The sequence below is a fragment of the Flavobacterium sp. MR2016-29 genome, assembly GCF_015350695.1.
Taxonomy (GTDB): domain Bacteria; phylum Bacteroidota; class Bacteroidia; order Flavobacteriales; family Flavobacteriaceae; genus Flavobacterium.
Map to the genome: position 1 here is coordinate 142740 of NZ_JADKPU010000010.1, position 19281 is coordinate 162020.

The 19281-nt window shown below is 33.8% G+C and carries 8 protein-coding genes; all 8 read right to left on the minus strand.

What is annotated here, in order from left to right:
• Positions 1 to 43: 43 nt before the first annotated feature.
• The 8 genes from IR010_RS18470 to IR010_RS18505 all read right to left on the minus strand — a co-directional run bounded on the left by IR010_RS18470 (position 44) and on the right by IR010_RS18505 (position 19270).
• On the minus strand, positions 44 to 1534 hold the full coding sequence (locus IR010_RS18470; protein WP_194605853.1) for a vanadium-dependent haloperoxidase: 1491 nt from the start codon (positions 1532 to 1534) through the stop codon (positions 44 to 46).
• A gap of 145 nt (positions 1535 to 1679) precedes the next feature.
• A complete protein-coding gene (locus tag IR010_RS18475; protein ID WP_029273701.1) occupies positions 1680 to 2222 on the minus strand; it encodes a hypothetical protein in 543 nt (180 codons plus the stop codon).
• A 229-nt stretch (positions 2223 to 2451) separates the two neighbouring features.
• On the minus strand, positions 2452 to 3936 hold the full coding sequence (locus IR010_RS18480) for a RagB/SusD family nutrient uptake outer membrane protein (protein WP_194605855.1): 1485 nt from the start codon (positions 3934 to 3936) through the stop codon (positions 2452 to 2454).
• Between the two features lie 14 nt (positions 3937 to 3950).
• A complete protein-coding gene (locus IR010_RS18485; protein WP_194605857.1) occupies positions 3951 to 6959 on the minus strand; it encodes a SusC/RagA family TonB-linked outer membrane protein in 3009 nt (1002 codons plus the stop codon).
• Positions 6960 to 7609: 650 nt separating this feature from the next.
• A complete protein-coding gene (locus tag IR010_RS18490) occupies positions 7610 to 11731 on the minus strand; it encodes a two-component regulator propeller domain-containing protein (RefSeq protein ID WP_194605859.1) in 4122 nt (1373 codons plus the stop codon).
• Positions 11732 to 12022: 291 nt separating this feature from the next.
• Positions 12023 to 13882 carry a glycoside hydrolase family 97 protein gene (locus IR010_RS18495; protein ID WP_317174484.1) on the minus strand — a complete coding sequence of 620 codons (1860 nt, stop codon included), beginning with the start codon at positions 13880 to 13882 and terminating at the stop codon, positions 12023 to 12025.
• Positions 13883 to 13916: 34 nt separating this feature from the next.
• Entirely contained in the window at positions 13917 to 16511 is a 2595-nt protein-coding gene (xyl3A, locus tag IR010_RS18500; protein ID WP_194605861.1) for a xylan 1,4-beta-xylosidase, read from the minus strand.
• A 41-nt stretch (positions 16512 to 16552) separates the two neighbouring features.
• On the minus strand, positions 16553 to 19270 hold the full coding sequence (locus tag IR010_RS18505; protein WP_194605863.1) for an alpha/beta hydrolase-fold protein: 2718 nt from the start codon (positions 19268 to 19270) through the stop codon (positions 16553 to 16555).
• Positions 19271 to 19281 lie beyond the last annotated feature (11 nt).

Consider the following 19281-nt stretch of genomic DNA (forward strand, 5'->3'; position numbering starts at 1 on the left):
CATTTGTAGATTAGACCAGTTTCTTTGATATTATGAAACGCACTCAATTCTCCGCTATCGTTTCGGGAGTTTTATTTCCGATATGGATATTATAAAACTTCCATTCCTGATGTGCTACATTTCTGCCCAGCTTTAGTCCTTCAACATTATCAGACTGAATATGGTAACCGCCCATTACTCTTGAGATTCCGGCCATATTTGCCGTTTCGGTTAAAGTGTTGAACTTCAAAACAACTTTCTTTCCTAAATTATCCGGTTCTGTCATAGCTCCTGATACCAATTCTGCAGATTGACCAAATGCATCGCTGCCTGTCCATAATCTTAAAGCTTCTGCACAACCACCACTTATCGTACTATGACCTGAAACATAACTCGGAAAAGGCGGACATACAAAGGTGTCTGGAGAATAAGGTCTCCATTCTTCTCCCTGCATGGTAATCATTCCCTTTCCAGGACCTCCCCAAGCAGTAATCGTTTTACCGCCGTAATAGAAATGTACTAAGGCATTTGGTCTGGATGAATCATAAAACATTTTGGTATCCCAACAGGCAATAAAACAGTCCATCGCTGTTATCTGATTTAAAAAATACATTTTAACGTCCTGATCTAAAGTGTGATTGTCTCTTCTTGAAATATCCTGCGCAAATCTTAACCAGTGTCCGGCTTGCTGAACAGATTTTGGTCCGTCTCGCATAAATTCAACCAGTGCTTTGTCTTCATCCGTTAATTTGGCCTGTAAAGCAATAACTTCATCTACTTCATTTTTAAGTTTTTCTGAACCAAATAACGGTGGCGGAACAGCACGGAATTGATCTCCTGATTTCAATCCGACTGGTTTTACTCTATTCCAAAAAGGAGTTAAACAAGCGGGGGCAAATTTTCCACCTTTTCCATCAGAAAAATATTTAGGCTGCCAGTGGTTAATATCATTTAGTTGATCAACTGTATTTACGGGCGAATATTTAGTGTAATCAAAAAATGGTTTTCCGTTAGAACCTTCTTCTTCCGCATATTGATTCGAACCGTCTCCTCTTCTTGCCGCGATTACCGCTTTGGCCGCCAGATTACCAATTCCTTCTGGCGTTTTTGGATCTAAGGAAGTATTTGTTGGATCATAGCCTAATTCTTTCATGTAAGAAGCAAATAACGCTTTATCACTATAATAATATTCGCATAGTGCTCCATACGCTGCGTAACTTATCGCAATTTCTTTATTTTTTAAATTTTGCTCTTTTTTAGGTCTTCTTTTAATATCCGTTAGATATACCGGAATTGCTTTTTCGTCATAACGGCTCCATGCATCAAAAATAGCTACGAAAGTCAATCCCAAAAAGCGGGAAGTTACAGTAGGTCTTGGTCTAAATCTGTCTGTATCATTTGCAGTTGCTTGAACTGCCATTTCTCCCCATTTATAGGCTAAATTATTTTTTCCTGTTGGTTCGGCAATTTGATTTTTGTCTTTAACTTGTGCAAACGTATTTACGCTTAAAGCACTAAAAAGTAGCACTTTAAACAAAAATTTATAAATTTTCATTTTTGGTTGGTTTATATGGTTGTTAAATAGCTTTCTTTTCAATTAGAATTAATTGAAGTTGTATGTTAAATTGTAAAATAAAGCGATTAACCCTCAGTAAAAACTAAAGATTAAACGTATCTACAATTTAGCATTCAATGAAATGCTATACCATATCTGGAGGTGGATAATTTGTAGTAAAATATCCTGAAAGAAGATTTTTTTGTGGAGAATATGAATTTAAGGCAACAGTAGAAACTAATTTTACAGAAGTACTTATTAATAATACTGTGTTACTTTGAATGTAGTCCTGAAGGAAGGATTTTAATAACTTTTTGCCTGGATTTTCTTTATTTGAATTATCATCAAATAACTGACTGTCAACAATCTTTTTTAAATTTTTATTTAAAGCTTCATTATGAGAACTTTTTAAGCAATATAATTTTAAAACATTGTTTTGAATTCTTTTCTTAAAGACATGATAGGTTTTATTGTTGATTAAGAAGTCTTCGTTGGTATCTTCAATACCAGAATCAACAACATAAGCATAAGGGTTGATTTTAACTTCAATTATTTCAAAATTTGCGTTGTCAGTTTTCTCCATAGCATTCACCCACACTTGCTCTTGTTGTTCAGCAAACGTGATATAAAATCCTAGAACATTATAAAACAATGTTACGATTAAAAAAAGTGAAGCAATCCTTTTCATTTGAATAAAATTTTGCCTGCTTAAAAATTGAAATATTGAAAATTTAAAATCTTAGTAATGGTATTTTGTTTTTAAAAAAATGCATTATTAGCTGAAGAAGAAGTAAAAAAATTACATAAATTATAATTTCTTAAACAACATAATGTATTGATAAACAGCGCACGTTAATGCGCTGTTTGCCAAATACTAACTTAACTAACTCAAACTAACAAACTTCAATAATCCTCACCTAGTAGCCAGGATTGTTATCACTAGGTTTTATATTTGGATTAGAAGATGTTTCTCTATTAGGGATAGGCCATAATTCGCTTCTACCAACTTTAAAACCAGTACCTGCAAGCTCAGTACTAGCTATACCCCATCTTATTATATCATCAAAACGAACTTGCTCGCCAGCTAATTCTACTTTGCGTTCATGAATAAGAGCTGTAAACACCTGATCTTTTGTAAGTGTTAATGCCAATAATGGCACGCCTGCTCTAAGACGAACCTGATTAATGTAGCCAATAGCGGTTGCTTGTACACCTCCAGGTCTCATGCTTTCGCATTCTGCCATCATAAGCAATACATCTGAATAGCGCATTACTTTGAAGTTGATGCTTGAATCCAGATTTTCATCAGTACGTTTATAGTAATTTTGATATTTTTTCCAGCCTGCTCTTCTTAGACCTTCAGATGAAGAGAAATTAGCAGCTGTCATTGTATTAGCTCCATTGTTATATTTAGATCCTGGTACGTAGAAAGTATCTCCAAAACGTTTATCACCCACCTCGTATGAATCTAATAAATTATCAGACGGATACACATTGTACCAGCCTAAATTACCATATTCCTGACCTCTAAGTGTAGATTCAGCCACACCGTCTCCTGCAGTATCACTACCCCATTTATCAGCTACTCCTAATTTTTCATCATATTCAATCTCAAAAATTGATTCCGGACCATGCTCGGTTTCATCCATGAAATTGTTATAAAAATTAGTTTCTAAACTAAATCCAGTAACTTTATTAAAAGCAGCCAAAGCTTCGTCATATTTCTTTTGATACAAAAGTGCTTTTCCTAAATAAGCAAAAGCTGCTTCTTTAGTCGCTCTACCCTTATCTTCTACATTTTTGCTCAATAAATTTTTAGATGCAAAATCAAAATCATCAGTGATTAATTTATAGATTTCTGCCTTAGGACTTCTTGGTGCACCCACAATAGTTTGTTTGGTATAAATAGGCAAATCACCAAAACGAGGTACTAAAAGAAAGTAATAGTAGGCTCTTAAAAAATGAGCTTCACCTAAAAATTTATTCTTTTTCTCTTGTGTCAAAACTGAATTAGGCAAAGCCTGAATCTTCTCTTCGTTATCTAAGACAAAATTAGCTTTGGAAATTCCTAAAAAACAGGTTTCCCAATAAAACTGAATAATATCGCTACTTGCATCAAAAGAAAAATCAAGGAAAGGTTTTTTGTTACCTTCTAACTGTGGGTTTCCTTTGTTTTCCTGAGCCATATTGTCTAAAGCAAAGAAAATATGTCTGGCATAGAGTCCTCTTGTTTGCAGATTTGCGTAGGCTGCATTTACTGAAGATTGTACCTGTGCTTCCGATTTAAAGAAAGTTTCAGGTGATAACTGATTTGGATTTGTTAATTCCAGATCATTATCGTTACATGAATTTATTGTTAAGATCCCTAACAATACTACAACTATATATTTTATTTTTCTCATCATCTTTTTATAAATTAAAATGTAACATCAAGTCCAAAAATTACTGATTTTGGTTGTGGATATCTGCCTATATCAATTCCGGCAGAATTTGCATTAGTATCTACACGTGCAACTTCAGGATCTAAACCAGTATAATTTGTAATTGTAACAAGATTTTGCGCACTTACATAGAATCTTATATGTGAAAAATAGCTGTTAAAGGCTTCTCCTGAAAAGGTATATCCTATAGTAACATTTTTTAATCTTGTGTAAGAACCATCTTCAACATATCGTTGGCTTGCAGAAGACCAGTTTTGGCCTGCCCCAAGCGCTCTTGGTAATGTAGCCGATGAATTAGTAACCACTCCATTTTGAACAATTGATCGATCTAAAACATCTGTACTGGCATTAAATAAACGTGACATAGCTTCTAGGTCAAACTTATTTGCATTAAAAACATCATTCCCCTGAACTCCTGTTATAAAGCAGTTAAAATCGAACTTTTTATATGCAGCTGTAAGGTTTAAGCCATATGTAAAATCAGGATATGGATTTCCTATATTAGTTTTATCATCAGAGTTAATTACTTTGTCTCCATTGCGATCCACAAACCTAATATCACCAGGTTGTATAGTAGTTTGGCCAGCACCTAAAGCAGCATCTACTTCTGCCTGATTTTGATAAATCCCGTTGGTCTGATACCCATAAAAATAGAATAATGGCTGACCAACTTCCAATCTTGAGAAATTCTCTAGACCTGCTCTTACTGCCGGACCAGCTAAGACACTAGTTACACCGGGAGCTAAACCTGTTACTTCGTTTTTGCTTGTTCCCAAATTAGCTATAGCAGACCAGGTAAAATCGCCTTTTCTGTCATTGTATCCAAGTGACAGTTCAAATCCGTGCACTTTTACATCGGCAACATTTTGAATTTGAGTTCCTCCACCAGCTGAACCTACAGAAGCAGGAAGCGGTACTGCGAAAAGAATATCGCTGCTTTTATTATTAAAATATTCGACAGATCCTGTAAATTTTTCATCAAACAATCCAAAGTCCAAACCTATGTTTCTGTCATTTTTAGACTCCCATTTCAAATCCGGATTTGCAGCTCTTCCTGCAGTAACACCAGCTCCTGCAGCTCCGTTAAACGGATATGTATAATTTGCTGCCAACGATGAACTGTATTGATAATCGTCTATTCTGTCGTTACCTGTTGTACCTGTACTCGCTCTAAGCTTCAATGTGCTAAAAACAGAATCGGTCATAAAACTTTCTTTTGCAATATTCCAACCTAAAGCAACAGAGTAGAAATTACCATAGCGGTTATTAGATCCAAAACGAGAAGAAGCATCTCGGCGACCTGAAACTGCAAGCAGGTATTTCTCATCGTAATCATAATTAATACGGGCTATGTAACCTAAATTATTAGCCTCAATATTACTAGAACTCAAATTGGCATCTTGTAGTCGCAACTGGTCTATTTCATTTGAAATATAGTAACGGCTGCTGGCTATTAAATTCTGGCTCTTATTCTCAATTTTAGTTATAACCCCTAATACTTCTAAATTATGTTTAGAAGCAAAAGTAGTTTTGTATGTTAAACTGTTATCAAAAACAATGGTTTGTCCCTGAGAATTTGTTTCAGCAGTAGACGAATACGCCTGTTTATGTGCTGAACCATCTTCGTAACCTGGAATAAAAGTGTGATCTTGACTTGTATAATAATCTAAGGAAACCTGTGATCTGAATTTTAATCCTTTAAAAATTTGCAATTCAGCATAAATGTTTCCTATTATAGATAACCCCTTAATTGTTTGGTATCCTAAATTTGCTACACGTACAGGGTTTTCTGCATCCTGTCCATCAGCTGTAGATGGGCCTTGGTAACCTCCTACATTATCTGCATTATAAACTGGCAAATACGGCGCCATTTTAATAGCATGTTCTAATAATGTTCTACCTCCTGAAGCACGTTCTGGATTAGTTTTGCTGAATGACAATCCAATATTACTGCCAACAGTTAATTTACCTATATTTTGTGTATTATTGGCTCTGAAAGAGTAACGTTCAAAACCTGTACTGATAACAGCTCCATCTTGTTTTAAATATTCTGCAGAATAACGACTTGTAGCATTCTCGGTACCATTTGAGAAACTTAAATTATAATCCTGCATTATGCCACTCTGAAAGATTTCGTCCTGCCAGTCTGTATTTATATTCCCAAATTGAGCAGCTCTTGCACTTACATCGCTCCCTAAATCTTTAGCATATTGTAAATATTGTTGTGTATTTAAAACATCGTATCTTTTAGTAATAGTTTGAAAACCTGTGTAAGTATTAAAATTTAGTTGCCCAGGACCTTTTTTCCCTTTTTTGGTAGTTACCATAATGACCCCGTTAAAAGCTTTAGAACCGTATAAAGCTGTTGTTGAGGCATCTTTTAAAACCGACATCGATTCAATATCATTAGGACTCAAGCCAGATAAATTACCTGTCAAAACTCCATCGATAACATATAAAGGAGCACTATTTCCCATTGTAGCCAAACCACGAATAGTAACTGTTGGGCTTGAACCAGGCGCGCCATTTACAACGGTAACACCAGCTGCTCTACCCTGTAAAGCCGACTCTGCATTTGTAATAGGAACTGCTGTAATATCTTTTGAACTTACGGTCGAAATTGCTCCTGTTACTTTAGTTCTCTTTTGAGCACCATACGCTACGACAACTTCTTGTAAGTTTTGTGCAGATTCTACTAATGTAACATTAATTGTTGTACGAGTCCCCACTGTAATAGTCTGTGTAACCAAGCCAACAAAAGAAAACGTTATTCTATCAGTAGGATTCACTCCATTTAAAGAGTATTTACCATCAAAATCTGTAGAAGCGCTAATTTTGGAACCTTCTACAATTACACTGGCACCAGGCAAAGGAAACCCTGAGGGATCGATAACCACACCCTGTATGGTCTTTGATTGTGCCATCACATTCTGATAGCTTATCATTAGCAATGCGATTATTGCAAATTTTAATTTTAACATCATATTAATTGGTTTTTTGTTTAGTTTAAATAATTATTTGGTTGTAAAGTTTTTGCTATTTATGCATTGAGACAATTTATTTTTTACGCTATTTTTCTGCCCTTTAAATTTTTGAAAATAAGAATACGATTTTCACTGATTTTATATTTTTCCCCAATCCTAAAGTGTTGGTTTTAAAATTTGATTGCGAAAAAAATGGACTGTTCAATACACAAAAATTAGTTTCATTTCATGTTTTTAATTGGTTTAAAATTGTTAGTAATGTTTTCATGGTTATTGATGTTTAGTTAACTCAAAAATATAACGTTAACATAAATTTCACATACTACATATGATGCAAAAACTATCAAATTTGTAGCACAAGAGTTAAAAAAACGAACAAAATCAATATTTAGCTTTTATTTACTAAACAAAATAAAATTCCTATTTTGGTAATTATGAAGCATTATTTTTCATGCATTCATAAATTAAATAAAGAATTAATCTTTATTTAATAATCACCCAAAAAAGTATAGAATCACATAAAACTTAATTATTTATACTTTACATTTATTTCTATTCCTATAATTTTCCATTTTTATTTTTCATTTTGCCTGTCTGTAAAAAACAAAAAGACGGCATAAAAGCCGTCTTGGAATAATTTAAAAAATGCATTATTTTTTGTTGTGAGTGGGCAGATAACCGTATTTATCTTTATAACATTTTGTAAAATACGAAGGAGAACTAAACCCAACTTTATAACTAATTTCGGTTATATTGTCATTGCCAAATTCTATTAATTCTTTAGCTTTTTCTAAACGCACATTTCGAATAAATTCATTTACTGATACACCTGTTAGTGTCTTAATTTTTCGATACAATTGGCTTCTGCTCAAAAACACTTTCGAAGCTAAATCTTCAACACTTAATTCCGTCTCATTAATATTTCCATTTATATAATGCAATACATTTTTTATAAAATCATTATCTAGAGTAGTTGTTTTTTCTTTTGCTTTTGGTGTAATTCCGTTATAGAATTTATTAAACATAATTTGCCTGCTATTAATCAATTGCACCAGACTCGATCTTAAAATATCCATGTCAAAAGGTTTGCTTAAGTACATATCTGCACCCGAATCAATACCTTCTAATCGATCTTTTACCAATGCTTTTGCAGACAACATCATTAACGGAATATGACTGGTTTTTAAATCGGCCTTAATACTTTTACACAATTCTAAACCATTCATAACAGGCATAATTACATCTGTTAAAATTAAATCAGGCAATTTCTGCAAAGCTAATTCTAAACCAACCTGACCATTCTCTGCTACTAAAACCTTATACTCTTTTTTGAGTTCATTTTTTAAATAATTTCTAAGTTCGACATTATCTTCAACTATTAAAATAGTGTAAATTCGATCTTGTTTTTCTTCATTTTCCTCTGATTGGGTTTCCGCTTTTTCTATAACAGGCGTGAAACTCATTTTTTTCTCCTTTTTAAAATCCTCAAGTAATATTTCACTTTCATTAAAAAACTCTTTTCCAATGGGAAATAATAATTTAAAAGTAGTACCAACTCCCAATTCACTTTCTACTTCGATCATTCCTTTATGCAATTCTACAAAACCGCGTACTACTTCCAAACCTATGCCGGTACTTCCATAATAAGCTTTATTTAAATTGTTAACCTGATAGAAACGGTCAAAAATTCTCTTAATATCTTTTTTCTCTAATCCAGAACCAGTGTCTTCCACAATAACCTCAAATGAAGGATAAGAAGTTGCGGAATCTATCAAAAGAAAATGAATCAATTCGTTGTTGACCACTATTTTTACAGTTATTCTTCCCTTATCTGGCGTAACCTTAAAGGCATTTGAAATTACATTAAAAATAATTTTTTCAAACATTTTTGGATCAATCCAATCTTTTAAAGCTGTTTTATTAGATTCAAATTCCAAATGAATTCCACGACTCAATGCTTCTTCATCAAAATAACTGACAATTTCTTTTGTAAAGCTTACTACCTCAATTAGTTGCAATTGCAATGTCATTTTATTGAACTGCAATTGGTTAAAATCCATTAACTCATTAATTAATCGTGAAAGTCTGTCAGAGCTTTTTTGAATTGTCTGCAATTTTTTCAATACACTGTCCGGCAAATCTGAGGAATAATTTCTTAGAATATCGCCTAACGGATTTAAAATTAGAGTCAGTGGTGTTCGAAACTCATGCGAGATATTGGTAAAGAATTGCAATTTTTTATTATTTAATTTTTCAATCTGAACCGCTTTTGTCTTTTCAAATTCTATCATTTGGTTTTGTTTAAAACGATTCTGATAATATTGATTGCCAAAATAAATAGCGGCTAACAACAACAGCGTATAAAATAAATAAGCAAAAGATGTTTTCCACCAAGGTGGTAGAATTTCAATTCTTAATTCTAATGGTTTTTGACTCCAAACTCCATTTTTTTCTGATGCTTTAACTTTAAAAATATAATTGCCTGGCGCTAAGTTTGTATAAGTTGCCGAGCGCTTATTGCCAACATAGTTCCACGAATCTTCAAAACCTTCTAAATAGTAAGCAAATTCATTTCGTGCCGGATATGAATAATTTACAGCAATAAAATCGATGGTAAATACAGACTGATCGTGTCTGAGGATTATTTTTTTTGTTTGTGAAATTACTTTTATTAAGGGTGAGTTTTTTTCTAATGGCCCAACTGATTTATTAAAAAGTTTTAGATCTGTAAAATAAATTGGAAGCTGTTTTTTACTCTTAACTAAATTCGTTGGATTAAAGTAATTTAAGCCTTCATAGCTTCCAAAATACAATACTCCGTTTTCATCTTTTAGAACCGAATTGTTATTAAAATCATTTCCTAATAACCCATCATAGATCGAATAATTAAAGGTAGTTTTGTTTTTTAAATTTAGTCTTGTAATTCCTTTCTTGCCACTCAACCAAATACCTCCATCATTAGATTCAACTATAGATGAAATTGACTTTTCATGAAGTCCTTTGAAATTAATATACCATTTAAGGCTATCTGTTTTTTTATTGTAACTGAATAAGCCTGCACCATCGGTACCAATCCAAATTTCTTTATTTTCAGCCTCATATAAAGTATTAATGGTGTGTGTACTTTTATGATTTTTTAGCTTTTCAGACATTTTATCTCGAAAAGAAACTACTGAAAAGGTAACAAAATCATTTGTCATAACATTGTATAAACCTGTTGTTGAGCCTACCCAAACAGCATCATCTGAATCGACCATCACATTTCTGATGTCTAAATTCATTAGATTATAAAATGGTTTTGAATTACAATGATGAAATTGACGATCTGAAGGAGTATAATAGTGCAAGCCTTTTGCAAATGTACCAATCCAAATTACACCTCTTGAATCTTCCGCAATACTCATAATGTTATCTGAAGCCAGATTAGGAGTGTTTTTTGTATTATAATTAATAAAATTTCTGCTTCCTTTTTTTAAAAGAAAAATCCCTTCGTTCCAGCTTGACAACCAAATATTCTGTTTTTTATCAATAAATACTTTTGTGATATTATCGTTGGTTAATCCAGAATAAAAGCTGGCATCAGATTTCGTAATATGTTTAAACTTTTTAGTTCTTAGATTATATACGTCGACTCCTCCTCCTTCCATAGAAATCCACAACTGCCCTTCATTGTCTTTTACAATACCGGTAACACAATTTGTTTGTAAGGATTGTGAATTTCCAGGCAAACTTTCGATAATATTTACCTTGCTGTTTATTTTATCGAAAATACCCAATCCCTTATTATAATAACCAAGCCAAATTCTACGCTCCTTATCAAGAAATAAAGACCAGACTGAATTTGAACTTAAACTACGTTCATTGAATTTGCTGTTCACATATTTTTCCTGAACAACACCTTGATCATTTACAATGATTAATCCATCATTTTCAGTTGCGCATAGTATTGTTTTAGGATCTGTTGCCAATATTGACATAATTCTTTTTTTCGTAATAGGATAAGAAAAAGCCTGATTAGAATTTAGATTTACTTTAACCAGACCTTTATATCCGTTGCCAATCCACAAATTTTGTCTGCTGTCTAAAAACATAGATACTATATTTCCAGATAAAATTTGATTATCGTTGCCTGCAATTATTTTTTGAACTTCGTTTTTTGCCTTATTGAGTACTTTCAAGCCAAAATTAGTTCCTAGGTAAATGATTCCTTTTTTATCCTTTACTAAGCTGTTAATAAGATAATTTTCAGGATTAGAAACATCTAGCTTTATTGAAGTAATTTCTCTAGTTTTAACATTTAGTTTCAGTAAACCGCCATTAAAAGTTCCTAAAAATAAATTACCATTATTATCTTCAATAATGCTTTTAACAGAAATTACATTCTCTTTGTTTATCTTTTTTTTAATATCAATACTTTCAAAAGTATTTAAATCTCTGTTATAAAGACACAAACCTTCATCAGTTCCAACCCACAACCGGTTGTTTGTATCTACGTAAGTTGCGTAAATCAGATTACTATTTATTGAATTACTAGCGTTGGAATTTTGTTCATATGAAATATAATTTACTCCATCAAATTTAAATAGACCTGCACCATTTGTGCCCATCCACATAATCCCAAATTGATCTTGCGCAATGCTATAAATACCGCTTTTTGAAGTCTCTTTGTTGACTAAACGAAATTGGTAGTTTTCAAAAGTATTTTGAGAAAGCACATTATTTACTATAAAAAATAAGATAACAATAATGCTAAAACATTTTTTTTTTGACATATTACGATTAGTTAAATAATTATATAGTTTTTTTATTCAGAAACATATTTGACGTCTTAATCATACAATATTTATTATTTTAAGGCTAGAAAAGGAAAATTACAGATACAAATTTCAACTTCCATTCGCATTACTATATGGTAGTTTTTAAAGTGGCAAACTAAAAGGATAATTCATTTTAATTTGCTAATTAAATTTTAAAAAAAATTAATTCAATAACACTATTCCACCGTTAGAAGGAATTTCAATTTCAATCTCTTGATTATTTTTCAGCTTTATAGGTTTGACATTTCAATTTAACCTTTCATCATCGAAATAGTATTTTAATGCTGTTCCCGAAGCCATCATGGAAAGTTTTAATTTAATTTTCAGCGTTTCTTTTTGTGCATTAACTCCTGCTATATACCATCTTGCACCTTTTCTTCGGGCAAGCACAGCGTATTTACCAGGATATCCATTCAAAAATCTTAATTCATCCCAAGTTGTTGGAACTTCTTTCATGAAATCGATAGCCCAAGATGGGGCATCGTATAAATTATTTGGCGCCAATGCAAAATGTTGCACACTGCTTTGAAAAAGTACTGCAGTAGCTAAGGCAAACACGTCAGAAGTAATTCGTTTAGAACCTTTATTTGGAATATTATCACTATTATAGAATTTATTTAATGCACTTCCCCCAAAATCCATACTTCCAACCGCGTTTCGAATGAAGGTATGTATTGAAGCATTTTTGGCTTCATTATCACAGCTGGCTTGTCCAAAATGCAGATTTTCGCTAGCTAACACGGCCTCGCTAGCGGCATAATTCGGATACATACGCTCCCAGCCTCTTGGCAGTGTACAACCGTGAAAAATAACCATAAGTCCAAAATCATTGGCATCTGTCAGGATATCTTCATACAATTTCATAGTGATTTGTTTGTCTCCACCAAAAAAATCTACCTTAATTCCTTTTATACCGATATTTTTCATCCAGGCCATTTCCTTACGGCGAATTATAGAATTGTCCATCATTCCTCTAGGACCTTGTGGTGCATCATTCCAATAGCCGTTAGAGTTATACCACAAATACAAACCAACACCTTTTTCTGCGCCGTATTCTGCCAGTTCAGCAATTTTATTTTTTCCTATCTGAGTATCCCAAAGTGCATCAATTAAAATAGTCTCATATCCCATTGCGGCACTAAAATCTATATATTGTTTTTGTACGGGAAAAGTAGTATTCCCATCCATTTTGATGATCCAGCTCCAGGAACCTTTGGTATATTTGTATTCTTTGAAAGCTTTATATTTTGGCTTAACCAAATCAAAAGGAATTGTTGTTTCTACAATTGGAGCAAGCGTTTCTCCAATAGTGATAGTTCTCCAGGGAGTTTCGCCACTGAGTGACATTCCCGGTGCTGGCGTTCCATTACCGTTATTTTCTCCCATCATAGGAAATCCCATAGTGTATAATCCTTTATCATGTCCAATTAATCGGCTGCCGCAATATCCACTGTCTACACCAGTTTCAGAGATTAAAAGCCAGCCATTATTTTTTACTTTAAAAAGACAGGGAAATGTATAACCTTCGCCTATACCGTTTTTTCCCATTTCGGCATCTAATGTATATGATGTTTCATAACTCGGGGCACTTCTTGCATATCCAGTCATTGGTTTGCTTTGCGGACAAAGAAAAGTTGTAGCTCCTTCGGGCAACATAAAGCCAGAAGCCTCTTCCTGAACAATGCAAGAAAGCACATCCTTTTGAGGATATATTTTATATTTAAAAGCTACATTGTTATTGCTTACCCTAAATATTACATCAATCGCTAGTTTATTCTCTTTGGTAAAAGAAAATACGGCTTCATTAGCTTCATAATGCACATTGCGCTGCTTGATAGTAAGCAGTTCATATTTTTCATCAATTTTATTCTGATTTACGTCTGTATTTAAAACTAATCCTGTTGAAAAATCACCAACACTGGTTTTCAAACCCAGAGGAGAATTTTCTAAGAACGTTTTTTCATTGTATGTAACACTATACAAAGGCAATCCATTAGAAACAGAAAGAAAAACTTTAAGTTTTCCATCAGGACTCTTTACAACTGATTGTGCATTTATGTTTAAAAAACTAAACAGACAAAAACATATAAAATATTTAAAACTCATAGCACTTTATTTTTTTTGCAATAGAACAGCTATTTTATTGAATAGCTATTTTAATCATTTTCAAATCTTTAGCTTGTGAACTCGTACCATAATAAACTTCATACTCACCAGAAGTCACATTCATTCCCTTACTTTTTGAATCAAAAAATTCAAATGATGAAGCTGGTAAACTGACCGTTGCATTTTGACTTGCACCAGCTTTTAAATCAATTCGTTGAAAAGCTTTTAATGTCTTTAAAGGACCATCAGTATCATTTACTTTTCGAACATAAACCTGAACTATCTCTGTTCCATCTTTTTTGCTGATGTTTTTTATTGAAAAGTTTAATTGTGTATTTTCATTAGACTTTATGTTTGTCTTAGTCAGATTTGCTGTAGTGATATTGAATTTTGAATAACTTAAACCAAAACCAAACGGAAACAAAACATCTGTCGTATATCTATATGTACGACCTTTCATCGAATAATCTTCAAAGTCTCTTAAGATGTCTGAATTTTTATAAAATGAAACCGGCAGTTTTCCTGAAGGATTATAATCTCCAAAAAGTACATCGGCTACAGCCTGACCTCCGGATTCTCCCGGATACCACGCTTGTAAAATGGCATCACAGCTTGCCGTTTCCGGCGTTAAAGCAATTGCAGAACCAGAACAGTTTACAAAAACCACTTTTTTACCTGCTGCCTTAAGCGCTTGCAGACATTTTCTTTGAACGGAAGGAAGTTCAATATTAGTACGGTCACCACCTTTAAAGCCAGGATAAGAAACTGGCATTTCTTCTCCTTCAAGCAAAGTTGAAAGTCCGCCAACAAAAATTACAGTATCAATTCCTTTTAATTTTTGAATAAGTGTTGCGAAATCAATATTATATTCTTTTCCAAAATCGAACTCAAGATTGGCCTGCCAATTGTTTGACTGAGCATACAAAATTTCGATTTTATATTTTTGACCTCCATGAACCGGAAATGCAATTTTACCCGGAAGTGTACGCCAGTTGGTATATTTTGCTATTGATTTACCATCAACTAACAATTCAAAAGCTCCGGTAGCTCCAGTTTTAAAAACAAGAGTATCATTTACTTTAGCTATAAAATCTGCTTCAAATTTTGCTGAAAAACCTTCTAATTTTACTCCAGAAGCAAATTCGTGCTGACCTGCAGTGGTCATTTTTATGGGATTTAAAATTTGCTGCGTTGCCACACTATTTCCTGCTCTGTCTGGATTATTCCAATAAGTAGCTTTAATACCTTTTTTTCCTTCAAAAGAAAGCTGGTCAAAATAAGTTTCATTTACTTTATCCTCCACTAAATCACAGGCTTTATCATAAACAATTTTGCTTGCGGTAACTTTTGATTCTATTCCTTTTATAACAGTAATTGTTTTTACTGGTGTTCCATTATAATTGCCCCATAACATTGGTTCATTATCAGCATTCGGACCTATAACTGCCACTTTGCTTAAGGTTTTATTTAAAGGAAGTATGTTGTTCTTATTTTGCAAAAGTGTCATTGACTTTTGAGCCATTTCGAGAGCTAACTGTTGATGTTCTTTACTATTAAGAACAGATGCCGGAATTTGAGCCCACGGTACAATTGATTCGTCATCCATTTCGCCTAAATCAAAACGCCCAATTAAAACACGAAGCAGGCTTTTATTAATATCTGATTCTTTAATTAAGTCTTTCTCGACTGCTTCCGGTAAATTTTTAAAAGGATATTTTTCCCAAACACATTCTACATCCGTTCCTGCAAGTACCGCTTTTGAGGCTGCGTGCGTTGCATCTGACGAAACTTTGTGCGTCGTATAAAAATCAGTAACGGCTCCGCAATCTGAAACTACCATGTATTTATAACCCCACTCATCACGCAAAATACGTTGTAATAAACGTGTATTACTGCAGCAAGGTTCGTCATCCAAACGCTGATAAGCACACATAACCTGACGCACATCGGCATCTTGTACCAATGCTTTAAAGGCCGGCAAATAGGTTTCGTAAAGTTCACGAGGATCGACATTATTTAAATTCAATTCGTGTCTGCTCCATTCCGGGCCCGAATGAACAGCAAAATGTTTGGCACAGGCTAAAAGTTTACGGTATTTAGAATCTGCCGGACCTTGGAGTCCTTTAACAACTGAGATTCCCATACGAGAAGTCAAATAGGGATCTTCTCCATAAGTTTCCTGCCCTCTGCCCCAGCGTGGATCTCGAAAAATGTTAACATTTGGAGTCCAAACTGAAAGACTCAAAAAGCGTTTATTTTCATTCCCGTTTTGAATCCATTGGTTGTATTTAGCACGAGCTTCATCAGAAACCGCATTAAAAACATTATAAACTAACTGATCATCAAAAGAAGCTGCCATACCTATCGGTTCAGGAAAAACAGTAACATTATCGTTATTTGCGTAGCCATGCAATGCTTCACTCCACCAATTGAATTTTTTAATTCCGAGTCTAGGAATGGCATCACTTTGATCACACATTAATGCTGCCTTTTCTTCAAGGGTTAATCTTGAAATTAAATCTTCTGCACGTTCTTTTGAACTAAGAGATGCATCTTTAAACCGATATTGCTGTGCATTTACACTAAAAATGCATAGTAAAGTTAGGAGATATAGATAATTAACTTTCATGATTTTGGATTGGAATTAATGTATGTTTTTATTTGCAATAATTAATTAAATAACAACGGAGCAAACATAAATAAATCATGTCTCCATACAGGCCAGCTGTGACCACCAGGATATTCGCTGTATTTATATTTAATACCCATTTGATCAAACTTGCCCATCATTATTTTGCAATTTTCAAAAGCTATATCTTCCTTACCGCCCATTGAAATCCAAAAGTTTTTTATATTTGAATTAATAGCTGTGGCGTTGTTTTTCATAAACTCATATTGCGGTTCTGATAAAGCTGTATTATTGGCCCACCAGCCCGAGCTAAAAATTCCTATGCTGGAAAACAGATCTGAATTTTTTACACCCGCATAAAGTGTTTGCAGACCGCCCATAGACAAACCGGCTAAAGCTCTGTCTTTAGCTTCTGTCGCTACTTTAAAATTACTTTCTACAAACGGGATTGCGGCAATTTTTAATTCATTTTCAAAAGCTTTTAATGCATTTTCATTAAAACCGGCTACTCCTCCGGTATTTCCCATATTTCCGTCAAGCATCACAATTACCATTGGTTTTGCTTTCTTTTCCGCTATTAAATTATCTAAAATTAAATTGGCTTTACCCTGAGTTGCCCATCCGGTTTGGTCTTCACCTCCTCCATGCAACAGATACAAAACCGGGTATTTTTCGGTGGAATTTTCATAACCCGGTGGTGTGTAAACATACATTTCCCGCCAGGAATTAGTAAACTTCGAAAAGTATTTCTTAATTCTGATATCACCATGGGGCACCATTTTTAAAGTATAAAAATCCCCTTCTTTATTCGGAATTTCAATACCGCTGGCCATGCGTCCCATGCCATAGAACGTTTCACTAGACTGATCTGCTACAGCCACACCATCAATAAGCAACGAGTAATAATTGAATCCTCTATTGATTACATCAGTAGTAACAGTCCATAATCCTTCAGAATCTCGTGCTAAGTCGTACTTTTTGCCTAAATCAATTTGTACTTTTGAAGCTTCCGGAGCATTCATTTTAAAAACTACCCGATTGTCTGGTAATATTTGTGGATACTTGGCGTTACGGATATTAGTTTGTGCAGGATCTCCTAAAATAGTGTACAATGGAAAAACAGACGGATCAACAGGCTTAAATAAAAACTGTGAAAACATATACAAACCGTTTTTCCAAACTTTAAAGTCATGAACTCCAGGTTCGATGTAATAAATATGCGGCACATTGTTTTTATATAAATAATCATGAGTTCTTCTGCTATTTTCGATAAGCCAGTCGTTATCGCCACAGGAAATCCATAGTAGTTTTATTTTCTTTTTTGCTTCTTCTGGATTTGGAAGTAATTCTTCAGGTTTTTTAGTATTTGGAGCCGCTGAGAAAGCACCTACCCAGGCAAATTTATCAAGATTTCCTAATCCGAAATTCAATGACTGTCCTCCTCCCATAGACAAGCCTGCAATAGCTCGATGTTCGCTGTCTTTGTAAGCAGGATATTTTTTTTCGATAAAAGGAATTAAATCGTTTAGTAAATCTTTTTCAAATACAGCAAATGCCTGTACTTTATCAGGAGCCATTATATTTCCGGCAGCACTGTCGTCTTTCATCGCTCTGCCATTTGGCATTACAACAATCATTGGTTCTATTTTTCCTTCAGCATAAAGATTATCCAATATAATCTTTGGATTTGCTCCGTTTATCCATTCTTTTTCATCCCCGCCTATTCCGTGCAAAAGATACAGAACGGGATATTTTTTCTTTTTATTGAATCCCGGAGGAGTATAAACCGCTGCCTTCCTTACCGAACCTACAGTTTTAGATTCGTAACTGAGAATTTCTATATTTCCGGATGAAATATTAGAATTTAATTGATCAAAACCTACAGGTGCCTGCACTCTTAAAGGCATTTTAGCTTCTGAGAATTTATAACCCAATAGATAAAGCATTTTATCGGCATAACGTCTTCCTAGTTCTCTGTAACCTGCTGCATTAAAATGCAAAAAATCAGGTTCAGCAGTACAACCTTTAGATGAAATAACATAAGAATTTGCTATTGTCTTTGGCAGTGTTGCAATAATTTTATTCATGCTGCCACATTTGCCATTCTGGTCTTCATTTACGGTTTCTCCTGAGAGCAATGGCACTTTTTTTGGATCCAGATCTAAATCCTTAATCAAATTATCGTACACAATTTTTACTTTTTGCGGCCAAAGTGTATCATTTGTATTCGATTCGCCCTGATGCAGTAAAATACCTTTAATGACTCCTTTCTTCTGTGCAATTTTAGCCATCTCCAAAAGTCGCGCATAAGGATTATCATCATATTCTCTAAGAATTCCTTTCATCCATTCAGGTGCAGTTGCAATATATTCTGCTGTCTTATCTTTATCAAAAAGTGCAATTTTGCAACCTCCAACGGCTATATTTATAATCCCTACTTTTATATTTTTAGGCAAATTAGAAACCATGTTTCTCCCAAAATAATCAACAGGTGTTAATCCTGTATTACAACGGCATAATGGCGGTATTGCGGTATACCAATTTCCTTTTGTACGATTAATATCAGGACAATTTATGACTTGTAAAACCTGAAAACGATCATCAACACCAACTTTATCCTGCGGTTCTATTTTAGCATATCCTTCCATATTAGATTGGCCAAAGCTCAAATAAACATGAAAATTCGGATCTTGTGAATATCCTTTTTGTCCTATTGAAAAAAGAACTGCAAATGCAAAAAATTTAATTATTGATTTCATTATATAAATGT

What these genes read in the sequence shown, in the direction of transcription:
- IR010_RS18495 (WP_317174484.1), bottom strand. Translation starts at nt 13,882, where the DNA reads ATGAGTTTTAAATATTTTATATGTTTTTGTCTGTTTAGTTTTTTAAAC.
- IR010_RS18480 (WP_194605855.1), bottom strand. Translation starts at nt 3,936, where the DNA reads ATGAGAAAAATAAAATATATAGTTGTAGTATTGTTAGGGATCTTAACA.
- xyl3A (WP_194605861.1), bottom strand. Translation starts at nt 16,511, where the DNA reads ATGAAAGTTAATTATCTATATCTCCTAACTTTACTATGCATTTTTAGT.
- IR010_RS18470 (WP_194605853.1), bottom strand. Translation starts at nt 1,534, where the DNA reads ATGAAAATTTATAAATTTTTGTTTAAAGTGCTACTTTTTAGTGCTTTA.
- IR010_RS18490 (WP_194605859.1), bottom strand. Translation starts at nt 11,731, where the DNA reads ATGTCAAAAAAAAAATGTTTTAGCATTATTGTTATCTTATTTTTTATA.
- IR010_RS18485 (WP_194605857.1), bottom strand. Translation starts at nt 6,959, where the DNA reads ATGATGTTAAAATTAAAATTTGCAATAATCGCATTGCTAATGATAAGC.
- IR010_RS18475 (WP_029273701.1), bottom strand. Translation starts at nt 2,222, where the DNA reads ATGAAAAGGATTGCTTCACTTTTTTTAATCGTAACATTGTTTTATAAT.
- IR010_RS18505 (WP_194605863.1), bottom strand. Translation starts at nt 19,270, where the DNA reads ATGAAATCAATAATTAAATTTTTTGCATTTGCAGTTCTTTTTTCAATA.